The 22,815-nt window shown below is 45.8% G+C and carries 19 protein-coding genes; 16 read left to right on the forward strand and 3 right to left on the reverse strand.

What is annotated here, in order from left to right; translation table 11 throughout:
• Nucleotides 1-36 precede the first annotated feature (36 nt).
• From alr to CLV27_RS06815, 3 genes are read left to right on the forward strand one after another with little or no spacing between them, the layout of a single operon-like run.
• Nucleotides 37-1,101 (forward strand): alanine racemase, encoded by a 1,065-nt coding sequence (gene alr, locus CLV27_RS06805; protein ID WP_132527166.1) that lies wholly within the window; start codon nt 37-39, stop codon nt 1,099-1,101.
• Nucleotides 1,088-1,885, forward strand: coding sequence for a 50S ribosomal protein L11 methyltransferase (locus CLV27_RS06810; RefSeq protein ID WP_132527168.1), 798 nt, complete (start codon nt 1,088-1,090; stop codon nt 1,883-1,885). Before alr ends, CLV27_RS06810 begins: the two co-directional genes overlap by 14 nt.
• Nucleotides 1,858-2,712, forward strand: a complete 855-nt coding sequence (locus CLV27_RS06815; RefSeq protein WP_132527170.1) for a PHP domain-containing protein — start codon at nt 1,858-1,860, stop codon at nt 2,710-2,712. The genes CLV27_RS06810 and CLV27_RS06815 overlap by 28 nt, the downstream gene beginning before the upstream one ends.
• Nucleotides 2,713-2,727: 15 nt before the next feature.
• On the opposite strand, the gene CLV27_RS06820 is transcribed toward CLV27_RS06815, so the two are convergent.
• Together CLV27_RS06820 and CLV27_RS06825 are read right to left on the reverse strand one after the other, a co-directional pair.
• Nucleotides 2,728-3,348 carry a hypothetical protein gene (locus CLV27_RS06820; RefSeq protein WP_132527172.1) on the reverse strand — a complete coding sequence of 207 codons (621 nt, stop codon included), beginning with the start codon at nt 3,346-3,348 and terminating at the stop codon, nt 2,728-2,730.
• Nucleotides 3,345-3,536 carry a hypothetical protein gene (locus CLV27_RS06825; protein ID WP_132527174.1) on the reverse strand — a complete coding sequence of 64 codons (192 nt, stop codon included), beginning with the start codon at nt 3,534-3,536 and terminating at the stop codon, nt 3,345-3,347. The genes CLV27_RS06820 and CLV27_RS06825 overlap by 4 nt, the downstream gene beginning before the upstream one ends.
• Before the next feature lie 354 nt (nt 3,537-3,890).
• Between CLV27_RS06825 and CLV27_RS06830 the strand changes: the two genes are divergently transcribed.
• The 13 genes from CLV27_RS06830 (at nt 3,891) to CLV27_RS06885 (ending at nt 20,971) form a co-directional block, all read left to right on the forward strand.
• Entirely contained in the window at nt 3,891-4,337 is a 447-nt protein-coding gene (locus CLV27_RS06830; protein ID WP_132527176.1) for a hypothetical protein, read from the forward strand.
• A gap of 238 nt (nt 4,338-4,575) precedes the next feature.
• The gene (locus CLV27_RS06835) at nt 4,576-5,160 is read left to right on the forward strand and encodes a hypothetical protein (RefSeq protein ID WP_132527178.1); all 585 of its coding nucleotides are present in this window, start codon (nt 4,576-4,578) and stop codon (nt 5,158-5,160) included.
• A gap of 49 nt (nt 5,161-5,209) precedes the next feature.
• On the forward strand, nt 5,210-9,541 hold the full coding sequence (gltB, locus tag CLV27_RS06840; protein ID WP_132527180.1) for a glutamate synthase large subunit: 4,332 nt from the start codon (nt 5,210-5,212) through the stop codon (nt 9,539-9,541).
• A gap of 49 nt (nt 9,542-9,590) precedes the next feature.
• Complete coding sequence (locus CLV27_RS06845) at nt 9,591-10,814, forward strand: aspartate kinase (protein WP_132527182.1); 1,224 nt, start codon at nt 9,591-9,593, stop codon at nt 10,812-10,814.
• A 161-nt stretch (nt 10,815-10,975) separates the two neighbouring features.
• Entirely contained in the window at nt 10,976-12,589 is a 1,614-nt protein-coding gene (gene cimA, locus CLV27_RS06850) for a citramalate synthase (RefSeq protein ID WP_132527184.1), read from the forward strand.
• Nucleotides 12,558-13,130, forward strand: a complete 573-nt coding sequence (locus CLV27_RS06855) for a DUF996 domain-containing protein (protein ID WP_132527186.1) — start codon at nt 12,558-12,560, stop codon at nt 13,128-13,130. Before cimA ends, CLV27_RS06855 begins: the two co-directional genes overlap by 32 nt.
• Nucleotides 13,093-14,226, forward strand: coding sequence for an ion transporter (locus CLV27_RS06860; protein ID WP_207891608.1), 1,134 nt, complete (start codon nt 13,093-13,095; stop codon nt 14,224-14,226). Before CLV27_RS06855 ends, CLV27_RS06860 begins: the two co-directional genes overlap by 38 nt.
• The gene (locus CLV27_RS08535) at nt 14,130-14,618 is read left to right on the forward strand and encodes a potassium channel family protein (protein WP_207891611.1); all 489 of its coding nucleotides are present in this window, start codon (nt 14,130-14,132) and stop codon (nt 14,616-14,618) included. Before CLV27_RS06860 ends, CLV27_RS08535 begins: the two co-directional genes overlap by 97 nt.
• A gap of 7 nt (nt 14,619-14,625) precedes the next feature.
• A complete protein-coding gene (locus CLV27_RS06865; protein ID WP_132527188.1) occupies nt 14,626-16,344 on the forward strand; it encodes a lytic transglycosylase domain-containing protein in 1,719 nt (572 codons plus the stop codon).
• A complete protein-coding gene (locus CLV27_RS06870) occupies nt 16,269-17,072 on the forward strand; it encodes a site-specific integrase (protein WP_132527190.1) in 804 nt (267 codons plus the stop codon). Before CLV27_RS06865 ends, CLV27_RS06870 begins: the two co-directional genes overlap by 76 nt.
• A gap of 53 nt (nt 17,073-17,125) precedes the next feature.
• Nucleotides 17,126-18,313 carry an aspartate aminotransferase family protein gene (locus CLV27_RS06875; RefSeq protein WP_132527192.1) on the forward strand — a complete coding sequence of 396 codons (1,188 nt, stop codon included), beginning with the start codon at nt 17,126-17,128 and terminating at the stop codon, nt 18,311-18,313.
• Nucleotides 18,294-20,039, forward strand: a complete 1,746-nt coding sequence (locus CLV27_RS06880) for a hypothetical protein (RefSeq protein ID WP_132527194.1) — start codon at nt 18,294-18,296, stop codon at nt 20,037-20,039. Before CLV27_RS06875 ends, CLV27_RS06880 begins: the two co-directional genes overlap by 20 nt.
• A complete protein-coding gene (locus CLV27_RS06885) occupies nt 20,030-20,971 on the forward strand; it encodes an ABC transporter ATP-binding protein (protein ID WP_132527196.1) in 942 nt (313 codons plus the stop codon). Before CLV27_RS06880 ends, CLV27_RS06885 begins: the two co-directional genes overlap by 10 nt.
• Here the strand turns inward: CLV27_RS06885 and CLV27_RS06890 are convergent.
• Nucleotides 20,961-22,808, reverse strand: a complete 1,848-nt coding sequence (locus CLV27_RS06890) for an Ig-like domain-containing domain (protein ID WP_132527198.1) — start codon at nt 22,806-22,808, stop codon at nt 20,961-20,963. The two genes, CLV27_RS06885 and CLV27_RS06890, sit on opposite strands and share 11 nt — an antisense overlap.
• Nucleotides 22,809-22,815: the final 7 nt, after the last annotated feature.

Below are 22,815 nucleotides of genomic sequence, written 5' to 3' on the forward strand. Positions count from 1 at the left end.
GTAGAATTTGGCAGAAATTCAGGACGAAGGCTTGCTATGCTTAGATGGGCTGAGGTTTACCTTAATAGGCTCCTGTCAAACTATCGCGTCATCAAAAAGCTTTCAGGTAAAAAGAAGATATTTGCCGTCGTCAAGGCAAACGCCTACGGCCACGGAAGCGTTCCAGTTGCCAAGTTTTTAGAGGAAAACACAGACGTTCACGGCTTTGCTGTTGCAACCTATGAAGAGGGGGCAGAGCTCCGAGAGGCCGGAATAAAGCGTGAAATCCTCGTTATGGCCTCTATGCTCCCTGAAGGGATTCACCTTTTAAAGGATTACAGTCTTACTCCAGTTGTTTACGACTTTGAGGAGCTCTCCCTTATAAGGGAGCTCTCCCTCCCTTTCCACGTTAAGGTTGATACCGGAATGGGAAGGCTCGGCTTTTTGGAAAGGGATTGGGATAGGTTACTAAGTGAGCTCTACAACTTGCCCGTTGCAGGCGTTATGAGCCACTTTTCTTCTGCTGACAGTGATGAAGAGTTTACGCGCTACCAGTTTTTAAAGTTTAAAGAGTTTGTAGAGAAGCTTAAAAAGTTCAAACCTGACGTAGCCGTTCACGTTGATAACAGTGCCGCGATTCCAAAAAAGTTTGACTCCCTACTTACCCACTGCCGAGTAGGTCTTGCTCTTTACGGTTCAAAGCCTTACAGGGGTTATGAAGCAGAGCTCTTGCAGGTTATGGAGGTAAAGGCGAAAGTCATAAGCGTTAAGGAGCTCCCTCCTGACTTTCCGATTTCCTACTCAAAAACTTACAGGACGAAAAATAAGGAAAAGGTTGCAGTCATAGCCTTTGGCTACGCCGACGGCCTTTTAAGGAGTCTTTCAAACAGAGGCTCTGTTCTAATCAACGGGAAGCGCTGTCCCATAAGAGGGAGAATCTGTATGGACATGACTGTCGTTTCGGTTGAAGGTGTTCCCGTTAAAAAGGGAGATACTGCCGTAGTTAGCGGGAAAGAGATTACCTTTGACGAGATAGCCGAGCTTGCCGGAACGATCCCCTATGAGGTTATGTGCGATATAAGTCCAAGGGTTAAGAGGATTTATAGGTATGAGGAAGTTTAGGGTATTCGTGTTCTCGGTTTCTCCTTTAGAGAAGGAGCTTTTGGAAGAGGAGCTCTTCTCTCTTGGCTGTCTTGGGATAGAGGAGATTAGTGAAAAGGAGTTTAAGGCCTACTTCCCAGACGAGGTTTCCTTACCGAAGGAGATAGAAGAGAAAGCCGTAAATAGTTACATCCTTGAGGATAGGAACTGGAATGAAGAGTGGAAGAAGTACTTTAAGCCCGTAAAGGTGAGTGAGAGGATTTTTGTTGTTCCCTCTTGGATGAAGGATGAATTTCAGATTCCAGAAGGTGCAATTGTCATTTACATCTACCCGGGAAAGGCCTTTGGGACGGGAACTCACGAGACGACAAAGCTATCAATGAGGCTCATTGAGGAAGTTCTAAAGCCGGGCGATTCTTTCTTAGACGTTGGAATTGGAAGTGGAATTCTTTCAATCCTTGCTAAAAAGCTTGGAGCAACAAGGGTTGTAGGTTGCGATGTTGAGGATGTAAAGGAGGAAGTTGAGTTTAACAGCTCACTGAACGGGGTTTCCGGAATAGAGGTAGTTCTTGGAAGCGTAGATAAAGTTGACGGGAATTTTGACGTTGTAGTCGCCAATATAGAGAAACACCTTCTTGAACCTCTTTTGCCTTTTATTAAGGAGAGAGCTCTCGGCTGGATTGTCCTTTCAGGAATTTTAAAGAGTCAGAGGGAAGATTTCCTTAACTTCTTGAAATCCTTAGGTCTAAAAGTAGTGAAAGAGCTGGAGGAAAGAGAATGGAAAGCATTCCTGTGCAGAAAGTAGACCTTCACACCCATTCCACCGCCTCAGATGGCTCTTTTTCTCCGTCTAAGATAGTTGAAGAGGCAAAAAAGAGAGGGATTTCTCTCCTATCCCTTACAGACCACGATACGACTAACGGAATCTCTGAGGCAATAAGTAAGGGAAAAGAGCTCGGCGTTAACGTTATTCCGGGAATAGAGGTAACTGCCGATACTTCCTTTTTGGGTAAAGGAAAAAAGAGGAAAGAGTTTCACATCCTTGGTTACTACTTTGACCCGGAAGCTAAGGCCATAAAAGAGCTCACGGAGTTTTTCCATAAATCGCGGGTAAAGCGAAATGAGGAGCTCCTTTCCCGCCTTGAGGAGCTCGGCTACGATATCTCTTACTCTGAAATGGTCAAAAGGTACGGAACAAACTTTGGAAAGCCAAACATAGCAAAGGTCTTAATTGAAAAGGGCTACTTTAAGGAGAGGGAAGAGGCGATAGACTTCCTTTCCTCTCTAAGGGTCAGGCGGGAAAAGATGGACTATAGGGAAATTACAAGGCTCATAAAAGAGGCCGGCGGAATAGCCGTGATAGCTCACCCTGTAACCCTCGGACTTTCTTATAAGGAGCTTTTCTGCTTTTTAAAGAAGGCAAAAGAGGAGGGTATCTCGGGTATTGAAGTTTACCACTACAAGCACAGGCCGGAGGACGTTGTTGTATTTAAAGAGATGAGCGAGGAGCTGAAACTTGTCTACACCGGAGGTTCAGACTTTCACGGCGAAAACAAACCCTGCATAGAGCTCGGCTTTTTAAATATAACGGTTGAAGATATTAACTTTCCTGTTCCTTCCCTGACTTCTTAATAGGGGAAGGTCTTTCTATGGGAGCTTTCTGTATAGCCGTAGGAACTCTTTTCCTTTGTGCTGATATTTATAGAGTTCCTTGAATCCAAGCTCTCTGTACAGAGAGAGCAACTTTTTCGATTTTTCCGGCTCTGCAATGTCCAGAATTACTATCTTACCACCTACAATTTTTGAGGCTTCTTCTATTTTTGCTAAAGCTACTTTAACTAAATAACCTTTTAATTTTTCTACTTGGGGGATTTTTCCTACTTGTCCTATTAAATATACAGCTATTTGCTTGTTTTGTTCACCTAGGGGAAAGCCTTTAAGTAAGTCATTAAGGACTTCCTCCAATTTTTCTTTTGAGACTAAGGATTCTATAGCTCTTAGGATTTTTTCATCCAAGTGAATGGCCTTTAATGCAATTGTAAAGTATGCCAGAACCTTTGGTTTTTCCTCCAGTTTACCCAGCCAAATGTATGTCCTAGCTAAGCCTGTTTTTTCAAATTTCACTGCGTTTTGGTAGAGGAATCTTTCAACATCTTCATTGGAAGGACAGGTGAAGGTTTTGAGTAACTTCTTGAGTTGGTTTTTGGAAGGAATAGTATTCATTAGCTCAGAGAGGGAAACTAAGCGGGCAGATGAGAGGGGAATCATAGCCCTTTAAGGAATTTGTCTATGTTGTTAAGGAGTTCTTTTCCGGCTTTTTCTTGACTTTCAAGCAATTCCTTTTCTTCTGGAGTAAGTGGGACAGGTTCTCCCGGTTCTTTAAGGACTTTTAAAATCTTCAAAGCCGTTGCTTCATCTTTTATCTCAAAGCCTGCAAAGAAGCTGATTGTTGCCACCGTTTACCCCTTTGAACAGGTTTAGGTTTATTATATATCCACCTGCATAGCGCAGGCAACTGCATAGTGTGAGGGTGTTTTCCCGTATCCCACGGGGTTGGAGTTCGTATACAGTACACGGCATAAGCCGTTGTGTAGTATAATCAGAATTAGCGATGACCAAACCTATGGTCTTTGAACAAATGAATAAACCGAGTATGATACCAATAAATGGTTCATCTACCTTATGGTAGATGCAGGGAGGGGACTGGTAGTGGTGTCGCTCACCTTACGAGCGGTAGGGCTGGAACAACCAAAACTTACGCCCGTGGAGAGTGCGGTTATACTTGTTGAGGAAGATATTGGGAGGAGGATATGCGGTTTTTCTTAGTACTCATGCTTTTACTACTTCAGTCTTTAGCTTTCGCAGCAGACGAAGAGTGGTACGGCTTTTTCACCATAGACGATTTGCCTCAGTCTTTTTCCATATCTCAAAGTTGTTTCATAACCCGACTGGGAGGAATGGTTGCTACCACAATCACTTTTAGATATCCTGAACTTAATGCTCCTTTAGACAACTGCAAGGAGTGCTATCTTAACTCTTTTGATGAAGTAATAGAGGATTGTCTAAACAGGTTAAAGAAAATAGCTTTGTCTGGTGGATTCAATGCTGTTTTTGGTGTAAGGGTACATGTCGTCTCCCACTTGGATACATTTCAAGGGGCTGTAGTCAATGGAAAACTTGGCTACGGCTACGGTTACGTCAGAGTTGAGGGAACACCGGTAACAATCCGGTGCGTTCCTGCGAAAACGGGCAAGTAGTAGCAGTGGGGTAAACTATAAGCGAAACGTGATAGGGCGGGTTGAGTAAATACCGGAAAAACAAGAATACCCAATCCTGTCCTTTTCGTCAATTGCTGTGAGCGCTTCAAAGGAGTCCTGTCCCAACTCTTTGAGTTTCTCTGGCTCTGAGAAGGTTCTATTTTAGCTTAGTAATTTTAATGTTTTTTCTTTGGAGGGAGCTTGTTATAATACTCCTGCCTTCATAGGGAGAGGATTGATGGAGCTCCTTGTAACGGGAAGTCTAAGCGGGAACGTTGATAGGTTAAAAGGTCTTATAGACGTTTCAAGGCCGGAGCTCGTTTTTGTTTTGGGGCCTATCGGAGTAGATAAGCCTTTAAGGCTTGGGGTAAAGTGGTTTTTTGTTAGGGGGCTTACAGATAGACTTGACGTTTTGGCAAAGAGCGACGGGGTTGACCTTCTTTCTCGCGTTTTTCGCTATAAAAGCGGACTTAGCTTCTCCGGCATAAGCGGTATTTACCACCCTACGACGATACGCTTCACCCGCGAGGAGTGGATAAAGGCAAGAGGTAAGATAGACAGGAAGAAGAACAACTACCTCTTTAGAGAGGATATAGAGGGACTTTTAGTCCTCTTTAGGAATTCTGGTTTAGAAAGGCTTGACATCCTTCTCCTTTCGGATTCTCCTGAAAAGCCGGTCTTTAAGGAGGTTTTAGAGGTTACCCGTCCAAGGTACGTTTTCTTCCCGTCAAGAGGGTACGTTAAGGAGAAAGAGGGGGATACAACTTTCATAGGCCTTGAGGAAGTTTCCTCTACGAAGGGCAAGTATATAATTCGTCTATAGTCCTGTTAAAATTGACTCTCATTAAACCCGGCTTTCTAAAGGAGTGGCAATGGAGTTTAAGGATTCTTGCGGAGTAGGTTTTATTGCAAATGTAAAGGGAGAGAGCTCCTTTGATGTAATAGAAAAGGCTCTTAAAGCTGTCTCAAACCTTACTCACAGGGGAGCTACCTTATCAGACGGAAGGACGGGAGACGGCTCTGGAATACTCTTTCAGATTCCTCACGAGTTTTTCTTAAGAGAGGCCAAGAAAATAAGAGGCGACTTTGAGGCAGAAAAGGTAGTTGTTGGAACCTTCTTTTTAAAAGGAGATGTTGACAGAGCTCTCAAAGCAGTTGAAAAAGAGTGTAAAGGTTTATTTGGCGACTGCGTTCTAAGGGAAGTTCCGATAAATAGGAATGAGTGTGGTGAAATTGCAAGGAGAGCTCTCCCTGAAATCTATCAGGTTATAGCGCCTGCTACTGCCTCTACGTCGGAAGTTTACCTTTTAAGAAGGAGACTTGAGAAAAAGCTAAAGGAGCTATCCCCTAAAAACTACGTAGTTTCTCTTTCAGATAGCCTTGTCGTTTATAAAGGTATGCTCCTTGCTCCAGACCTTAAAAAGTTCTACTTAGACCTTCAGGAAGAGGGCTTAAAGAGCTCCTTTGCCCTCTTTCACCAGAGGTATTCAACCAATACCAACCCGAAGTGGTCTTTAGCCCAGCCCTTAAGGCTCATAGCCCACAACGGAGAGATAAACACTGTAACGGCCAACAGGAACTTTATAAGGGTTCTTGAACCAATTTTAGAATCCCCCGTTTTCGGTGAAAGGATAAAGGAGCTCCTTCCTTTAGTTGAGCACGACGAGAGCGACTCTGCTTCCCTTGATAGGGTCTTTGAGCTTATGGTCGTTGCCGGCATAGACCCGGTGGTTGCGATTAACATTCTGATACCTCCGGCGTGGGAGCTCTTTGACGGAGTTTCAGAGGAAGTTAGGGCGTTTTTCCAATACGCGGGCTTTTTAATGAAGCCTTGGGACGGTCCGGCGGCTGTTGTCTTCACCGACGGAAAAGTTGTTGGTGGAAAGCTTGATAGGAACGGTTTAAGGCCTGCAAGGTACATCGTTACAGAGTCAGGCGAGGTTATCTTTGGCTCTGAAGTTGGAATGACAGATGTCTCCTTTGAAGAGGTAGTAGAGTCCGGAAGGTTGATGCCGGGAGAGACCCTTCTTGTTGACCCTCAAGAGGAGAGAATAGAGAGGGGTAAAGAAATCCTTGAGAGAATAGCTTCGGAGTTTAGCTTAGAGAGGGAGGTAAGGAGGAAGCTCTATAGACTTAAAAAGCTCAGGAAAGTAGAGCCTGAGCCTTCTGAGGATTTAAACAGGGAGCTCGTAAAGTTCTGCTACTCTAAGGAGGAGCTTGAGGAAGTCGTTGAGTACATGGCTGAAATGGGTAAAGAGCCTGTCTTTTCAATGGGAGACGATACTCCCATACCTAACCTCCTTGACAGGCCTTACCTCCTCTTTAGGCACTTTAGACAAAGGTTTGCTCAGGTTACAAACCCTCCCATTGACCCGATAAGGGAAAAGGCTGTAATGTCATTAAAGATTCGCCTCGGGGCGAAGGTAAACTTCCTTGAACTTTCAAAGGAGCTCCCCCGAAGGATAGAGATAGATTCACCCCTGCTGACTCCTTCCGAGCTTGAAGAGATAAGAAATGCGGGCTTTTTAAAGGTAAAGACCTTTCCTATGGAGTTTAAAAACTCCCTGCGGGAAGGGATTGATGAGCTCTTTTCAAAGGTTGAAAAGGCTGTAAAGGAAGATGGAGTAGAGATAGTTATCCTTACAGATAGGGGAGTGGAACTCCCCATACCTTCCTTATTGGCCGTCTCGGGACTCTGCGCCTACCTTGAGAGGAAGGGTCTTCTCAACAGGGTCTCAATTATCGTAGAGACCGGAGAGGCAAGGGATACCCACCAGATAGCTGCCCTCATAGCCTTTGGAGCTTCTGCGGTTCATCCCTACTTGGTCTTTGAGTACCTCAAGGCGAAAGAGCTTGAGCTCAACATGCCTTATGCTGAACTTGAGTCAAACTATAAGAAGGCTGTAAATACAGGTCTTTTAAAGATAATGTCCAAAATGGGAATTTCCGTTCTCTCTTCATACCACCGTTCCCACCTCTTTGACATTATTGGCATCTCAAAAGAGGTCGTTGATGAGTTCATCCCAAATACCTTCTCTCCTATTGGTGGAGTTACCCTTGAGGATATAGAGAGGATTGTTAGGGAAAGGGTTAAGAAGGCAAAAGAGACGGATAAAGTAGAGTACTCGGGAGAGCTCCGTTTTCGTCCCGGTGGAATTCACCACGCTTGGAGTCCAGAGGTTGTAAGAGGAATCTTTAAGGCGGCAAGGAACGGAAAGTACGAGGACTTCAAGAAGGTAGTAGAGGCTACGAGGAAGAGGCCGACCTACTTGAGGGATTTACTAAGGATAAAGTCTGACAGGAAACCCATACCCCTTGAGGAAGTTGAGCCGGTTGAGTCTATTGTTAAAAGGCTGATGGTTCCGGGAATGTCAATAGGAGCTCTCTCAAAAATTGCCCACGAAGTAATCGCTGAGGCTATGAACATCTTGGGGGCAAAGAGTTGCTCCGGTGAGGGTGGAGAAGACCCAGAAAGGTACGGAACGGTTAAAAATAGCAAGATAAAGCAGGTAGCCTCCGGAAGGTTCGGCGTTACGCCCCTTTACCTTGCCTCTGCTGAGGAGATTGAGATTAAGATAGCTCAGGGAGCAAAGCCGGGAGAGGGTGGACACCTTCCCGGCCACAAGGTAACTCCGTACATTGCCTCTTTAAGGTTTTCCGTTCCGGGAGTTGCACTGATTTCTCCACCTCCCCACCACGACATCTACTCAATTGAGGACTTAGCCCAGCTCATATACGACCTTAAGCTTGCAAACCCAAAGGCGCGTATTGCCGTAAAGCTTGTGGCAGAAAGTGGCGTTGGAACTGTTGCCTGCGGTGTTGCAAAGGCAAAGGCAGATATCGTTCAGGTGAGCGGTTCAGATGGAGGAACTGGAGCTTCTCCCCTTTCGTCAATAAAGGGGGCAGGACTCCCTTGGGAGATAGGCCTTGCAGAAACCCACAGGGAGCTCCTTGAAAACGGCTTAAGGGACAGAGTGGTTCTGAGGGTGGACGGCGGTTTTAAGACCGGAAGGGACGTTGTTATTGCTGCTCTTATGGGAGCTGAGGAGTTTGGCTTTGGAACGGCCGCTATGATTGCAGAAGGTTGCGTTATGGATAGGGAGTGCCACACAAACCGCTGTCCCGTAGGAATAGCGACTCAGGACGAAAAGAGGATAAAGAGGTTTAGGGGAGCTGTTGAGTCGGTTGTCAACTACTTCAAGCTCGTTGCTGAGGACGTTCGCCACATCTTGGCTGAAATGGGCTACAGGAGCCTTGACGAGATAATCGGAAGGTACGACCTCCTTGAGGAAGACACAGAACTAAAAGAGAAGTTCCCCTTTGCCAAGAACCTTGACCTTTCCTACATACTCAAGAATCCTGTTGCTCATTTAGATAGAGAGGATTACCCCTATACGCCGGTAGAGTCTCCTCTAAACGATAAGATTTTGGAGGACGTCCTCCCTCACCTTGAAAAGGGAGAGAAGTTCTTTGCAGAGTACGAGATAAAGAACACCGACAGGAGCGTGGGAGTACCACTCTCCTACCACATAGTTAAACGTTTTGGTAGCGAGGGGCTTCCAAAGAACCTTATTCATCTAAGGTTTAAAGGTATAGCAGGACAGAGCTTTGGAGCTTTCCTGCCACCCGGCGTAACCCTTGAGGTAGTTGGTGAGGCGAACGACTATGTAGGTAAAGGCTTAGGAGGAGGAACTATCGTCCTTCGCTTCCCTGAGGAGTTTAAAGGAGAGCCCCACGAGAACGTAATAGCCGGAAACACTCTCCTTTACGGAGCTACTGGAGGTTGCCTATTTGCGTCCGGTGTAGTTGGAGAGAGGTTTGCAGTAAGGAACAGTGGTGCTGTTGCCGTTGTTGAGGGGACAGGCCAGCACGCCTGTGAGTACATGGTAAGGGGAATCGTCGTTATCCTCGGTAAGGTTGGCGGAAACTTTGGAGCTGGAATGACTGGAGGAACGGCCTTTGTCCTTGATAGGGACATAGAGGAGAAGATAAACAGGGATTACGTTGAAGTAAGGAAGCTTGACGCACAGGACTACGACGTTCTAAAGTCCCTCCTCTCAAAGCACTACAAGTTTACCCGTAGTAAAATGGCTGCACTGGTTCTTGAGAACAGGTTTTTACTTGAGTCTTTCAGGAAGGTAGTCCCGATAGGTGTTAGGGAGCTTGAGATGAAGCTCTCTGGAACGGATAGACTACCTGCTTGAGGAAGCTGAGCTATATTTTGGCCTGACAAACACGTAGGGAGGCGGTTTAATGGCTCTTGTAGTTCAGAAGTTTGGAGGAACTTCGGTAGGTTCAATAGAGAGAATTAAGCACGTTGCAAAGAGGGTTCTTGAGGAGAAGGAGAAGGGAAACGACGTAGTTGTTGTCGTTTCTGCAATGGCCGGAGAGACCGACAGGCTCATTGACCTTGTAAAGCAGGTTACTCCCGAGCCCAATGAGAGGGATATGGACTTCGTCGTCTCAACGGGAGAGCAGGTATCTGCCGGCCTTCTCTCAATAACCTTAAACAGTATGGGACATCCGGCAATCTCTTTAACGGGCTGGCAGGCAGGAATAAAGACGGATAAGGCCTTTACTAAGGCGAGGATTCTTGACATTGACGTAGAGAGGATAGAGAAACACTTAAAGGAAGGAAAAATCGTTATAGTCACCGGGTTTCAGGGAATTACCGAAGACGGCGACATAACCACCCTCGGAAGGGGAGGTTCTGACACTTCTGCCGTTGCCTTAGCTGCAGCCCTTAAGGCAGACCGCTGTGACATCTACACCGACGTTGACGGCGTTTACACTGCAGACCCGAGGATTGTTCCGGAAGCAAGGAGGATAGACGTTCTCTCCTACGAGGAGATGTTAGAGCTCGCCTCCCTTGGAGCTAAGGTTCTCCAGATAAGGTCTGTAGAGTTTGCCATGAAGTACAAAGTTCCTTTAAGGGTTAGAAGTACCTTTACTCAGGACGAAGGAACGCTTATTAAGGAGGAAGATGAGACGATGGAAAGGGTTGTTGTAAGAGGGATTGCCCACAATAAGAACGAGGCAAGGATAACAGTTGAGAAAGTTCCAGACAGGCCGGGAATTGCTGCCAAGATATTTGACGCCTTAGCAGATGCAAACATTCCCGTTGACATGATAGTTCAGAACGTTTCAGTTGACGGCTATACAGATATTTCCTTCACCGTTGAGAAGAGCGACGCTGCCAAGGCAGAAAAGATTACGAAGAAAGTTGCAGAGGAAATTGGGGCAAAAGGCGTAATAAGGGACGATAAGATTGCAAAGGTTTCCATCGTTGGACTCGGTATGAGAAGCCACGCTGGAGTCGCCGGAAAGGTCTTTGAAACCTTGGCCAAGTACGGAATTAACATCATAATGATTTCAACTTCCGAGATTAAGATTTCCTGCATAATAGAGGAGAAGTTTACGGAGCTCGCCGTAAGGGTTCTCCACGAAGCTTTTGGACTTGATAAAGATGAGCGGTAAGGTTAAAGAGAGGAGTATTAACTTAACAGAGAAATTTAGAGATGGCTGAAACTGCGTTGGCATATTTTTTAATGGTTGTAATAGTGCTTTCTTCCTCGTTACTGGGTTTATAGCCTTCTACCGAGGAAGAGAAGCTAAGTAGAGAAAGAGGTTGGTGAAAAATGGTCTACATCTACGACACAACCTTAAGGGACGGTGCTCAGACGAGGGGAGTTTCTTTTTCCCTTGAGGATAAGCTGAGGATTACGCGGGCCCTTGACGATTTGGGCATTCACTACATTGAAGGGGGCTGGCCGGGCTCAAACCCAAAGGATTTAGCCTACTTTAACGAGGTAAAGAAGTTAAACCTTAAAAATTCCAAGCTCGTAGCCTTTAGTTCAACAAAGAGAAAGGGGCTTAAGGTAGAGGAAGACGCCAACATCCAGCAGCTTGTAAGAACGGAAGTTCCGGCAGTAACGATTTTTGGCAAATCTTGGGATCTTCACGTAACTCAGGATTTAAGGATATCCCTTGAGGAGAACCTTGAGCTGATATATGAGACGATTTCCTACTTAAAGCGTTACTTTGATGAGGTTTTCTTTGACGCAGAGCACTTCTTTGACGGGTATAAGAGCAACAGTGAGTACGCGCTTAAGACTCTAAAGGCGGCAGAAGAGGCAGGAGCTGACTGTCTCGTTCTCTGCGACACAAACGGTGGGACGCTCTGGTACGAGACAGAGGAGATAATTGATGCCGTTTTAAGGGAGGTGAGAGCTCCCCTCGGCATCCACGCCCATAACGATTCAGACATGGCCGTTGTGAACTCCCTCATAGCAGTTAGAAAGGGAGCTATTCAGGTTCAGGGGACAATAAACGGACTTGGAGAGAGGACTGGAAACGCCAACCTCTGTTCTATTATTCCTAACCTCGTCCTTAAAATGGGTGTTGAATCAATTCCTAAGGAGAACCTTAGAAAACTCTACTCGGTATCCGGCCTTGTTGCAGAGCTCTCAAACAGGCCCCACCCTGTAAATCTCCCCTACGTTGGTGAAAACGCCTTTGCCCATAAGGCCGGCGTTCACGTTTCTGCAGTTGAGAAGAACCCAGAGCTCTACGAGCACGTAAAGCCTGAGAGCGTTGGAAACAGAAGGAAGATTATGATTTCGGAGCTCTCTGGTAGGAGCAACATCGTAAGCAAGGCCAAGGAGTTCGGAATCAACTTAGACAAGAAGTCTCCCGAGGTTAAGGAAGTCCTTGAAAAGATAAAGGAGCTTGAAGCCCAAGGTTACCACTTTGAAGGGGCTGAGGGTTCTTTTGAGCTCTTGCTGAAAGAGACTCTCGGACTTACCAAGAAGTACTTTGAGCTTAAAGGATTTAGGGTATTAACCGAGAAGCGTTCAGAGGACGAGGAGGCCTACGCTGAGGCCACGATAAAAGTTGAAATTCCGGAAGAGGTTGCCAAGGAGAGGGGAATTAAAGACAGGTTTGAGCATACTGCAGCAGAAGGGAGAGGTCCTGTTGAAGCCCTTGACAGAGCTCTCAGGAAAGCCCTTGAGAAGTTCTACCCCTCTATAAAAGAAGTGAAGCTTACCGACTACAAGGTTAGAATTCTGAACGAAACTTCTGGAACGGCAGCTTCCCCGCGGGTTCTCATCGTCTCAACTGACGGAAAGAGGAAGTGGGGGACAGTAGGGGTTTCACCTAACGTAATAGAGGCCTCTTGGCTTGCCCTTGTTGACGCCTTTAAGTTTAAACTGATGAAGGATGACGAAGAAAAGAGAGGAAGGAATGGATAACAGAACGAAGGTTTTGGGGGGAGTTGGAGCTCTATTAATAGTCCTAAGCTTTATTCCCTACCTTGGACTCCTCTTTGGGCTTGCAGGATTTATCCTCCTGTTTATAGCCCTTAAGAAGGCCTCTGAGGCTTACAAGGACAGGGGGATATTTAAGAACTTTTTAAAGGGTTTCCTCGTAAGCTTTTTGGGCTTTTTAGTAGCAGGGATTTTTGCTGGATTTGCCGTCGGAGCTCACAGGGGGGGCGAAAGTTCAGTCCTATCCGTAGGCTTCTTGGTGGTAGCTTTTCTCCTCTTTTACGTTTCAACGGTTGTAAGTGTTGCTTTTTACAGGAGAGCTCTATACTCCTTGGCTGACTTTACCGGTAACGACCTCTTCATGTGGGCAGGGAGGCTCTTCTTCTGGGGAGGAATAACTACAATCATCGTTATAGGAAGCCTTGTAATGTGGGTTGGATGGGTTCTCCTGACCGTTGCATTCTTCACAGCTGAGGAAAAAGGGAAAGGTGAAGAACAACTTATTGAAAGAGAACCTCGGGGCTAAGCTTTCTGTAAGGGTAAAGAAGCTAAAGATTTGGCTCTACAACCTCCTTGAGAGCGATACGGGGCCCTATCGGCTTCTTTACGACGTTTTTGCCCTCTTTATCGTCGTTACCTCTTCAATTCCCGTTATTATTGAACTCTGGATAAATATACCGCTACCTTCAGACCTTCAGTCCCTCTTTGACCACTACGAGGAAGTTGCTCTGTGTTTCTTCGTTACAGAATACCTTCTTAGGCTCTGGGTCATTTCCGATTTCTGGGACGATTTTAAGGAAGGGCTTGACCGGACAGGGAGCCTTTTCAAAGCCTTCCTGTTTGCTCTTAGACCAAAACTTAGCTGGATGGTTAAACCTTACTCTATTATTGACCTTCTGGCAATTCTTCCGCTGTTTAGACCCTTTAGAACCTTGCGCCTTTTAAGACTTTTAAGGCTATTAAAAGTCTTCCGCTACACTTACGCTATAAGAAGCCTTCTTGTGGCTGTAAGAGAAGAAGCTCCGATAATCTCCTTCATAGTTATAACGCTGGTACTCTGGATAGTGACTATCTCCTTGACTGTCTACATTTACGAGTACAACGCCGGCAACAGAGCCTTCCACTCCGTTTTTGAGGCCCTCTACTGGGGAATAGTGACAATATCAACGGTCGGGTACGGCGACATAACTCCCATAACTAAAGAAGGAAAGTTCTTGGCCTCATTGCTGATTAGCGGGGGGATAGTTCTCGTTTCTGCCTTAACGGCTACCTTTTCTGCGACTCTCATAAATAGGATGAACATACTGAAAGGGGAAGGTTTAAAGATGGATAGATTAAAGGACCACCTTGTAATTTGTGGTTGGAGCGAAAGTGGTGAGGAGCTCGTTGAGGAGATAATAAAGTCGGGCCTTGATAAAGAAAGGCCGGTAGTCCTCATAACGGAGATGGAAAAGTCAGAGCTCGGCGTGGATATAAGCAAGTACATCCTCTACAAGAGGGGGACTTTACGAAAGAGAGCGTCCTTATGGAGGTTTCAATCCAGAACGCGAAAGAAGTGGTCATCTTGGGGGAGAGAAAGGAGGGTTTATCAGATAGAAACGTTGATGCAAGAACTGCCTTAACGGCCATGCTCGTTAAGACTCTAAACCCAAAGGCAAAAATCTACGTTGAAGTTCTCCACGACGAGAATGCCGAAGTTTTTGAAAAGCGTCTTGGCGTAACTTCGGTCTTTATCTACGGTAAGGTGATAGGAAGGTTAATCTTTACAAGCATTGCGACTCCCGGCTCTGCAAAGCTCGTTGAGAACCTTCTGACAAAGGAAGGGGCGTTGAGAAAAGTTATGGTTAAAGAGATAGGCAACTTCTCAACCTTCGGAGAGCTCCTTGCCTACCTCAGAAAGTACGACCTCCTTCCCATTGCAGTGGAGAAGGAGGGGCGTATGATAATCTCGCCTCCTGACGGAGAGGAGCTCTCAGAGAGGGACTACGTTTTCTTCATTTCTGGTCGGGTATAATTTCACTATGAAAAAACTCTTGTTCTTAATTCTCTTTACGCTACTTCCGCTCACTTCAAACGCGCTTACAGAGGAGAAAGCTCGGGAATTCCTGAACTACCTTAAAGAAGGGAACTTTTGTTCTAAGGAGTTTTATAGCTCTTTTAAAGCCACTGAACTTAAAGAGCCTGCACTTTTTCTCTTTGTAGATTCCTGTTTTAGCTCCGGTAAGTACGAGCCTATCCTTGAGTTTCCGGAAGTTCCTCAAAACCCCTACGTTGCCTTTGAGAAGGCTGTTGCTCTCAAAAGGGTAGGAAGGAAAAAAGAGAGCTTAGAGATTTTCAGGAAAATTTTCTCTACGACCAACGAACTTGATGAGGATATCCTGATAGAGAACCTTGGTAACTGGAACTCCTTTTTTACACCGTCTATCCTCAGGAAAAAAGTTCTGAGAGCTCTCTCTGAAAGGGACTTTGAAACGGCGCATATCTACCTCTATTACCTAGAAGGAGACCCTTACTACACGTACCTAAGGGGAATTCTCCTTTTAAAGCAGGGGAAAAGGAGAGAGGCAAAGGAGCTCCTTGAGTCTTCTTCAGTTCCAAAGAAGTTTGTTTACCTTACCTACCTCTCAAAAGACCCTATGGAAAAGCTCTACTACTTTAAGAGAGCTCTCAGGGCACCTATCCCAGAGAGGGACAAGAGAGGCCTTACGGTTTACTTGCTTGATAAGTTCCTCTACTCCTATCCTGAGTACTTAGAGAGAGTTCTCTCTCTTATCAAAGGTCGTTATCCGGACCTCTTTACCGATTACCATATAAAGCGTAACGTTTTATCTGGAAGGTACAGGGAAGCTTTAAAGGAGCTCTCCAAGCTAAAGGGTGAAAAGTACGACGCATGGAAAGTAGCAATATCTGCAAAGTATTTTGGGAAGTATCTGCCGTTCAACTATAAAAGAGTGAGCTTTTACACTTTACTCTTAAACCCTAAGGATCTGAAAGGCTTTATCGGGCAGGAGACTGAGAGCGAGAACATAGAGGATTCCGGTATTAGACTCCTCTACGACGAAAAGAGATGCGATGTTATCTCCTTAATGGATGGACGTTCCCCTGACGTTGCGGTTGCTCACTACCTTTGCGGCATTTACAGTAGAGCTCTAAAAGAAGCTGCTCGCTTTAAGAGGCAGTTTAGGGAGAGGCCTTTACTCCTAAAAGTTCTCTATCCAGCTCCTCCGCTTTTTAAGGAGGACTTAGTTTCACTCTCCCTTACCCGTCAGGAGAGTTTGTTTAATGAGAGAGCTCTTTCTCGCTCTGGTGCCATGGGTCTTATGCAGATAATGCCCTTTACAGGAAAGTACATAGCTGAAAAGTTAGGTGTGAGTGACTTTGAAATCCCCGACCTCTTTAATCCAGAGGTAAACTACAGGTTCGGCTCCTACTACATAGGGGAGCTCCTTAAAAGCTTTAAGCTTTTCCCAATTGCCGCTGCTGCCTACAACGCAGGGCCTACCCGCATAAAGAGAGCTCTAAAAAAGTTCGGCCCTGTTAGAACCCCTTACGACCTTGTAATTTTCGTTGATTTTTACATACCTTTTGAAGAGACGAGGAATTACGTTAAAAGAGTTATGGTTAACTACTACTTCTACTCAAAACTCTACGGGAAAGGGGACGAATGGAGGATTTTCTCTCCTACTTGGCAGAAGAAGGTTACAGCAAGAACACCCTTGACACTTACAGGAGAGTTTTAAAGTACTTTCACAGCTTTCTTGACTTTTACGGTTTTGACTTTAAGAACTTTGACGAGGAAAAGCTCTACTCCTTCTTTTCCGTTCGCTACAGAACTGAAAAAAGCTTTAGGACGGCGATGTCTGCCATTCAGCACTACTTAAAGTTTAGGAAAGTTAAGAGGAGACTAAAGTTTCAACCTCCAGACTACGGGGAGTTTAAGGAATTTAGACCAATAACGAGAGAGGAGTTTCAAAAGTTGACAGAGCTCGTTATGCGTCTTCGTTCTGAGGACCTTCAAACGGCGATGCTCCTCATTTTTAAAACGGGACTTTCTCCAGCCGAGATAGGGAAGTTAAAAGTCTCTTCCTTTGGAACGTTTTTGGGAATCCCTATCCTTCAGGAAGGGAAAGTAAAGAGGTTCATAATTGACGAGGAAATAGTAGAGAGGCTAAAGGAAATAAAAGAGACAAAACTTCCCGTTTCTCCCCTCCTTAACACCCGGCCGTCAACGATGAAGGTTACGTTTCACAGGATAATGAAACAGAGTAACCTTGACCTGACAGTGGCAGATTTTAAGGACAACTACGTGGCAGAGCTCTTAAAGCGGGAGCTCCCCCTTGACATAGTTGTTGAGTATTCTGGAAGGAGCTTAGAGAGGGTTTCCTACATAAACCGCGTTCTTACCCTTAAGAGTAAGGCCGACATCATTGAGGACAAATTGAAGAAAAGGCTTGATAGCTCAAATTGAACCCTCTTCTAACTTCTCCTACAATTTCCCTATTCCAAGCTGGGGGAAGAGAAATGGATGTTTTTGAGAGAACAGAAAAGTTTGTTATGAAGACCTACAACCGCTATCCTGTCTGCTTTGTTAGGGGTGAAGGCTGCTGGCTCTACGATAAGGATGGCAAAAAGTACCTTGACATGCTTGCCGGAATTGCGGTCTGTAACTTAGGACATGCCCACCCTGCTATCTCTCAGGCTATCTGTGAGCAAGCTAAGGAACTTCTCCACGTTTCAAACCTCTTCCACATAGAAACTCAGGCGGAGCTTGCAGAGCTTATTTGCAAGAACTCCTTTGGCGAAAAGGTCTTCTTCTGTAACAGTGGAGCAGAGGCCAACGAGGGAGCAATAAAGCTTGCAAGGCGTTACGGAACAGAGATTAACCCTGAAAAGTACGAAATTGTGGCTTTCAGGCAGTCCTTCCACGGAAGGACTATGGCGGCGGTAACAGTTACCGGGCAGGGTAAATACAGCGAAGGCTTTGGGCCTATGCTGCCGGGGGTTAAGTTTGCGACATTTAACGATATTGACTCCGTTCTCTCAGTTGTTTCTGATAGGACAGCTGGAATAATCGTTGAGCCGATTCAAGGGGAAGGTGGAGTTGTTCCGGCAGATGAGGAGTTTTTGAGAGCTCTAAGGGAGATTGCCGACAGGTTTAACGCTCTCCTCATATTTGACGAGGTTCAGACGGGAATAGGCAGGACAGGTAAGCTCTTTGCCTACCAGCACTACGGCGTTGAACCTGACGTGATGACCCTTGCAAAGGCTCTCGGAAACGGCGTTCCTATTGGAGCGATTGTCGCTAAAGGGAAGGCTGCGGAGGTTTTAAAGCCGGGACTTCACGCCTCAACCTTTGGCGGCAATCCCTTAGCTACAAGGGTCGGAATAGTGGTAATGAAAGAAATGACGAAGCCGGGATTCTTAGAGGAGGTTGAGGAAAAGGGTAATTACCTTAAAGAACTCCTTGAGGGGCTCGTTAAAGAGTTCCCCCAGCTTTTAGAGTCTGTTAGAGGAAAGGGACTAATGCTCGGCCTTGTCTGTAAGAGGGAATGTAAGGACATCGTAAAGTCAGCTCTTGATAAGGGGCTTATTATTAACTGTACGGCAGGGAATGTTTTAAGGTTTGTTCCTCCTCTTGTAATATCGCGAGAGGAGATTGAAACAGGAATTGGTATCTTAAGAGAGGTTCTTGAGAGTTATGCAGGTTAAAAGTGCTGTTACTTCTGTATTTTTTGAGGCTGAGGAGCTCCGCCAAGAGCTCGTAGTTGACGCCCTTCTCTTTTTTGCTGAGAAACTAAAGAAACTCTCCCTCAAACCTGACGCCATTTACCCGGGCGATTCTTTCGCCCTTCCCTTTGCAATGTTTCTCTCAAATAAGCTTTCTGTTCCGATTAAGACGGAAAAGTTCTTAAGCGGCAAGGAAACTGTCCTTGTAGTTTTCTCCTACCTCTCCGGTAGCGAGGTTACGGAGGAGTACATTCGGGAAAAGGTGGTTCTGCTCAGGAAAAAGTACCCCCTCTCGCCTACCCTTATTGTTGCCTCTTCTAAGTCCCTTAGCATTGTTGACTTCCAGCTCCTTAAAGTAAGAAACTTGGAGAGGGTTAACTCCTACAGGTTTCTCATGGAAGCTAAGAAAAACTTCTTTTATCCGATTGAGGGAGAGTTTACCCACTACACCTCCACCTTTTGGGAGCTCTCAAAGCAGGAGATTAAGGCCTTTGAAAGGGCTAAAAGGATAAGGGACAACGCTAAGAAATACCTGCGGGAGGAGAAACAGGAGCTTAAGATTCTTGATACAGAGCCTGAGTTAGCCATCTGGGAGAGGTTCTGTAAGGGACTCTTAGTCTATCCGGGGAAAGTAGAAGAGGAATCTAAGGAGGAGTTACCCCTTAAGCCTGAAAAGCTCATTCAGGTTGACGATAAAAGGATAACCTCTGCAGTGACATCTCTCTTGGAGTACATATCTCAGAGCCTTGAGTACTACTTTCCAGTACAACTTGCCTACTCAAGCCTTGAAATTGCCGAGCATGAAGGAATACTTATGATTCCCCGCGTCTCTGAGGTTATGGGCGGGGCGGACCTAAGGCTTGAGATAGTTTTAAAGAGCGGAAGGCTTGAGACAAACTTTAAGAAGCTCCTTTCTCTCGTGAAGGATACAATAAGAGCTCTCTTTACGGAGATTTTTGAGAAAGAGGTATTCCGTCCGTCCATAGACTCTGTTATAGATAAAGAGCTCTCCAAGGCGACCCTCTACCTTAACTGGTTCCTTGATAGAGAGATGATTGAAATCCTCTACAGGAAAATCAACCGCAGGTGGCTTCTTTCCCGTCTTCTCTACAGGAAGAGGCTGAAGTCAAGTTTAAAGGAGCTCTTAAAGAATCTAAGGGAGTTTGAGTTTACTCCAGAAAACCTTGAGCACCTTTTCGCTAGCCTTGAGTCCCTCTGGAAGAGGAGTCCGGCGCTTTTAAAGTTCTACGGCAGAGAGATAAAGGGCATTCTTGATAAAAGGGAGCTTTGGAGTATTGTCGGGGTCTACGGCATAAAAGTGTGGAATAGTAGGTCAAAAGTGAAGGGAGAGCTCCTATCTTTCCTCCTTTCCCTTAAAGGTTACGAGAACATTCACCAGTTCCTTGCTAAAGAGAACAGGTACTTTGTTCCAGTTGTAACTAAAAGAATCTACAGACCAAACTGGGAAAGGGTTATAAGGGGAGGTCTTGAAATTTCGCTAAAGGCTGAACCTTTAAACCCAGAGTCACCGGTTACTTACGTTCTCCTGAGTCAGGAAGGTCACTTTTTAGGGACTATCCCAGAAATTGTAAGCCACTACATCGCGGCGAAAGAGTCTTCAGGAAAGAAGATAGAGTGCAAAAAACTCTACTTTGACCCGGACGTCTTCTCGGAAAACTCCTACTGGGTAGAGGTTAGATGCCTTTAGTTGTTGAGAAACTTTCCATTTCAACTTCTACCTATTCCGTGGTAAAAGAGGCTTTCCTTCGGGTAGAAAAGGGCAAACGGGTTGCCGTTGTTGGTGAAAGTGGGAGCGGGAAGTCCCTTACGGCTCTTTCAATTTTAAAGCTCCTTCCAGAAAGTTTAAAGGTTTCCGGTAAAGTGGAAGTTGACGGAACTAACGTTCTCGCTTTAAAAGGTAAAGAGCTCAGGAACTTTCGCTGGAAGAAAGTTGCGATGGTTTTTCAGGACCCTTCTGCCTCGCTGAATCCTTTGATGAAAGTGAAGGATCAAATAGGGGAGGCGATTCTATACCACGGTATAGCTCCCAAAGAAGAGGTTGAAGGGAGAGTTCTGGAGCTCCTTAAAATGGTGAACGTTCCAGAACCTGAAGAGAAGATGAACGCTTACCCCCATCACCTTTCGGGAGGACTCAAGCAGAGGGTAGCCATAGCTATGGCCTTGGCCTGTGATCCCGATTACCTGATTGCAGACGAGCCAACTACAGCCCTTGACGTTACCGTGCAAGCAAGGATTTTGGAACTCTTAAAGGAGCTATCAAACTCTAAGAACATGGGGATTCTTCTTATCACCCACGACATGGGCGTTGTTTGGGAGTTTGCAGAAGAAGTCTTCGTTATGTATGCCGGCTACACGGTAGAGGCCGGAAGGACGGAAGAACTGTTCAAAAATCCCCTCCACCCTTACACGAAAGGTCTAATAGAATGTTCTCCGAGACTAAAGGGGGGAAAGAAGAGAAAACTTCCCTATATTCCCGGTAGCGTTCCAGAACCCTCAGAAGTTCAAAAGGGGTGTCCTTTCTACCCAAGATGTCCCATTGCAAAAGATATTTGCGAAAAAGAAATACCGCCTGCCGTGAAGGCAGACGGCAGAGTGGTTAGATGTTTCCTTATTGATTGAAAAAGTCGTTTATCTGCTTCCTTGCTGCCGTTTGAGCGTTTTCAACAAACTGCAGGTCAAGCTTTCCTTCTGCTTCGGGGTACTTCTCTATTTCTGTGTGGAGAAGGAATCCGTGGTGAACCCAGTTATCTTCGTTTCCAAACATGTACCAGCCGGGAGATGGTGACGGTGGATTTGTAGGGTCTGGGTTTTCAACGGAAGTGTACTGGTCAAAGCCGACTCTCTTAGCTAAGGCTTCGTTTGAAACGTTGGGGACGACGGTGTCACCGTAGGCGTTCTGAAGTAGCGTCTTTGTAGAATTCGCTATTGCAAGGTATATGGGGTCTGCAGAGTCAAGGATAAGCTGGAATATCCCGAGAAGGTAAGCGTAGGCGTAGGTGTTCTTCTTTACTCCTGTGGCTTCTAAGAGGGCTTTTATCGTCTCGTTTTTTGCCGTGTCAACGATTGATATAAGGTTTGCCCCGCCAACGTTTAGGACAACTTTATCGGGGCTTCCTACATTGGCGTAGATAGAGCCCGTTATAGCTCCCATTGAAACGCCGAGGAAGTAAACCTTTGAGGGGGTATCGGGGTTTCCATCCCCGTCAATGTCGTACAGCCCTGCCCTTAGGAGTTTTTCAAGGAGTCTAAGGTTAAAGACCGCTTGGTAAATGTTTAGTCTGTTCTGGGTAACGTTTGATGTGAGGAAACATTTACCCCCACCGCACTCGGTCTGGCTGTTCTCTGTAAGCTTTGTGTAGTCTCCGTGAAACGGAAGGTCTATAGCTACGACGGGAAGGTTTATGTCGCCTAAGAGGTTTTCTGCCTGTTCCTTATACCCTCCAAGTCCGTGCTGGAAGATGTAAACTGAACCGCTATAGTTCTCACCGTTGCCGATAAATACGGGTATGAACTTCACGTAGTCTTTTATGTCAAAGGTTTCCCCTAGTGTAACTTTCTCTAAGAGCTCTTTTAGCTTTGTTATGTCAAAGGCCGGGAAGTTTTTGTTGCTTATCTCATTTCTTAGCTCTGGAGATAGCGGTATTAACCCTAAAACTGCGTCTACCGCTTGGTCAAAGTTCTTGTAATCCTCTCCTATGTTCTGGTAAGGGAGGCCTTCTATTTCTGGGAATGGTGTATCGGGGTTACTCTGTAGGGAGAGGAGGTAGGCCTTTAGAGCTCCGAGGTCTCCTGAGGAGAGGGTCTTGTCCGCAGTTGTAAAGAGTGAGGCCTCAAGGACATTGTCCTTGCTTACGTTGGCTATCTGGTAGGCTTTGTCAAGGGAGTCTTTGAACTGTAGGTAGTATCCACCAAAGGCCTGTGGAGGAATTAAGTCGTTTCCGTTAACGTCCTTTATTCCTTTAAGGAGTATCAGGGCATACCTGTGTCCCGGCTCTAAGGGCTTAACTGGATAGAACTTAAGGTAACGTCCGTCCTGTTTGAAGGTAAGTCTATTGGTTTGGTCTTCTTCAGAGGTTACGTCAATAAGGCGGTATTTCCCCTTCAAGGATGAGGTATCAACGGGAATTTCGTTAATCAGTGGAACAATTAGCGGAGTGTTGGGACTAAAACCTCTTATTTTGAGTCTGTTTATTGCTTCGTAGAGTGCCTTTTTGGCTACGTCGTCAACGTTTGAGGTATCAAGGTAGAGGTATCCTCCGGTTTCCTTCCAGAGGGCATCGTTTGGGAAAGGTATTCCAATCGGAGCTTCTTTTTCTGTTCCGAAGGGGTCAAACACGAGGCCGTTCCTCTCGACAGAACTTGTTACAACCTCAGGAGCTGAGCTGTGCTCCTGAAGACTTCCCCCACAGGAAAACATTATCAAACAGGCCGCTATTAGTCCAGATAGTTTCCTCATCCCTTCC

It is taken from the genome of Phorcysia thermohydrogeniphila (assembly GCF_004339575.1).
GTDB classification, from domain to species: Bacteria; Aquificota; Aquificia; order Desulfurobacteriales; family Desulfurobacteriaceae; genus Phorcysia; species Phorcysia thermohydrogeniphila.

Coding starts and splice junctions, on each gene's coding strand:
- CLV27_RS06885 (WP_132527196.1), top strand. CDS start 20,030: ATGCCTTTAGTTGTTGAGAAACTTTCCATTTCAACTTCTACCTATTCC.
- CLV27_RS08535 (WP_207891611.1), top strand. CDS start 14,130: ATGGAGGTTTCAATCCAGAACGCGAAAGAAGTGGTCATCTTGGGGGAG.
- CLV27_RS06855 (WP_132527186.1), top strand. CDS start 12,558: ATGACGAAGAAAAGAGAGGAAGGAATGGATAACAGAACGAAGGTTTTG.
- CLV27_RS06830 (WP_132527176.1), top strand. CDS start 3,891: ATGCGGTTTTTCTTAGTACTCATGCTTTTACTACTTCAGTCTTTAGCT.
- gltB (WP_132527180.1), top strand. CDS start 5,210: ATGGAGTTTAAGGATTCTTGCGGAGTAGGTTTTATTGCAAATGTAAAG.
- cimA (WP_132527184.1), top strand. CDS start 10,976: ATGGTCTACATCTACGACACAACCTTAAGGGACGGTGCTCAGACGAGG.
- CLV27_RS06845 (WP_132527182.1), top strand. CDS start 9,591: ATGGCTCTTGTAGTTCAGAAGTTTGGAGGAACTTCGGTAGGTTCAATA.
- CLV27_RS06810 (WP_132527168.1), top strand. CDS start 1,088: ATGAGGAAGTTTAGGGTATTCGTGTTCTCGGTTTCTCCTTTAGAGAAG.
- CLV27_RS06820 (WP_132527172.1), bottom strand. CDS start 3,348: ATGATTCCCCTCTCATCTGCCCGCTTAGTTTCCCTCTCTGAGCTAATG.
- CLV27_RS06865 (WP_132527188.1), top strand. CDS start 14,626: ATGAAAAAACTCTTGTTCTTAATTCTCTTTACGCTACTTCCGCTCACT.
- CLV27_RS06815 (WP_132527170.1), top strand. CDS start 1,858: ATGGAAAGCATTCCTGTGCAGAAAGTAGACCTTCACACCCATTCCACC.
- alr (WP_132527166.1), top strand. CDS start 37: ATGCTTAGATGGGCTGAGGTTTACCTTAATAGGCTCCTGTCAAACTAT.
- CLV27_RS06870 (WP_132527190.1), top strand. CDS start 16,269: ATGGAGGATTTTCTCTCCTACTTGGCAGAAGAAGGTTACAGCAAGAAC.
- CLV27_RS06835 (WP_132527178.1), top strand. CDS start 4,576: ATGGAGCTCCTTGTAACGGGAAGTCTAAGCGGGAACGTTGATAGGTTA.
- CLV27_RS06875 (WP_132527192.1), top strand. CDS start 17,126: ATGGATGTTTTTGAGAGAACAGAAAAGTTTGTTATGAAGACCTACAAC.
- CLV27_RS06890 (WP_132527198.1), bottom strand. CDS start 22,808: ATGAGGAAACTATCTGGACTAATAGCGGCCTGTTTGATAATGTTTTCC.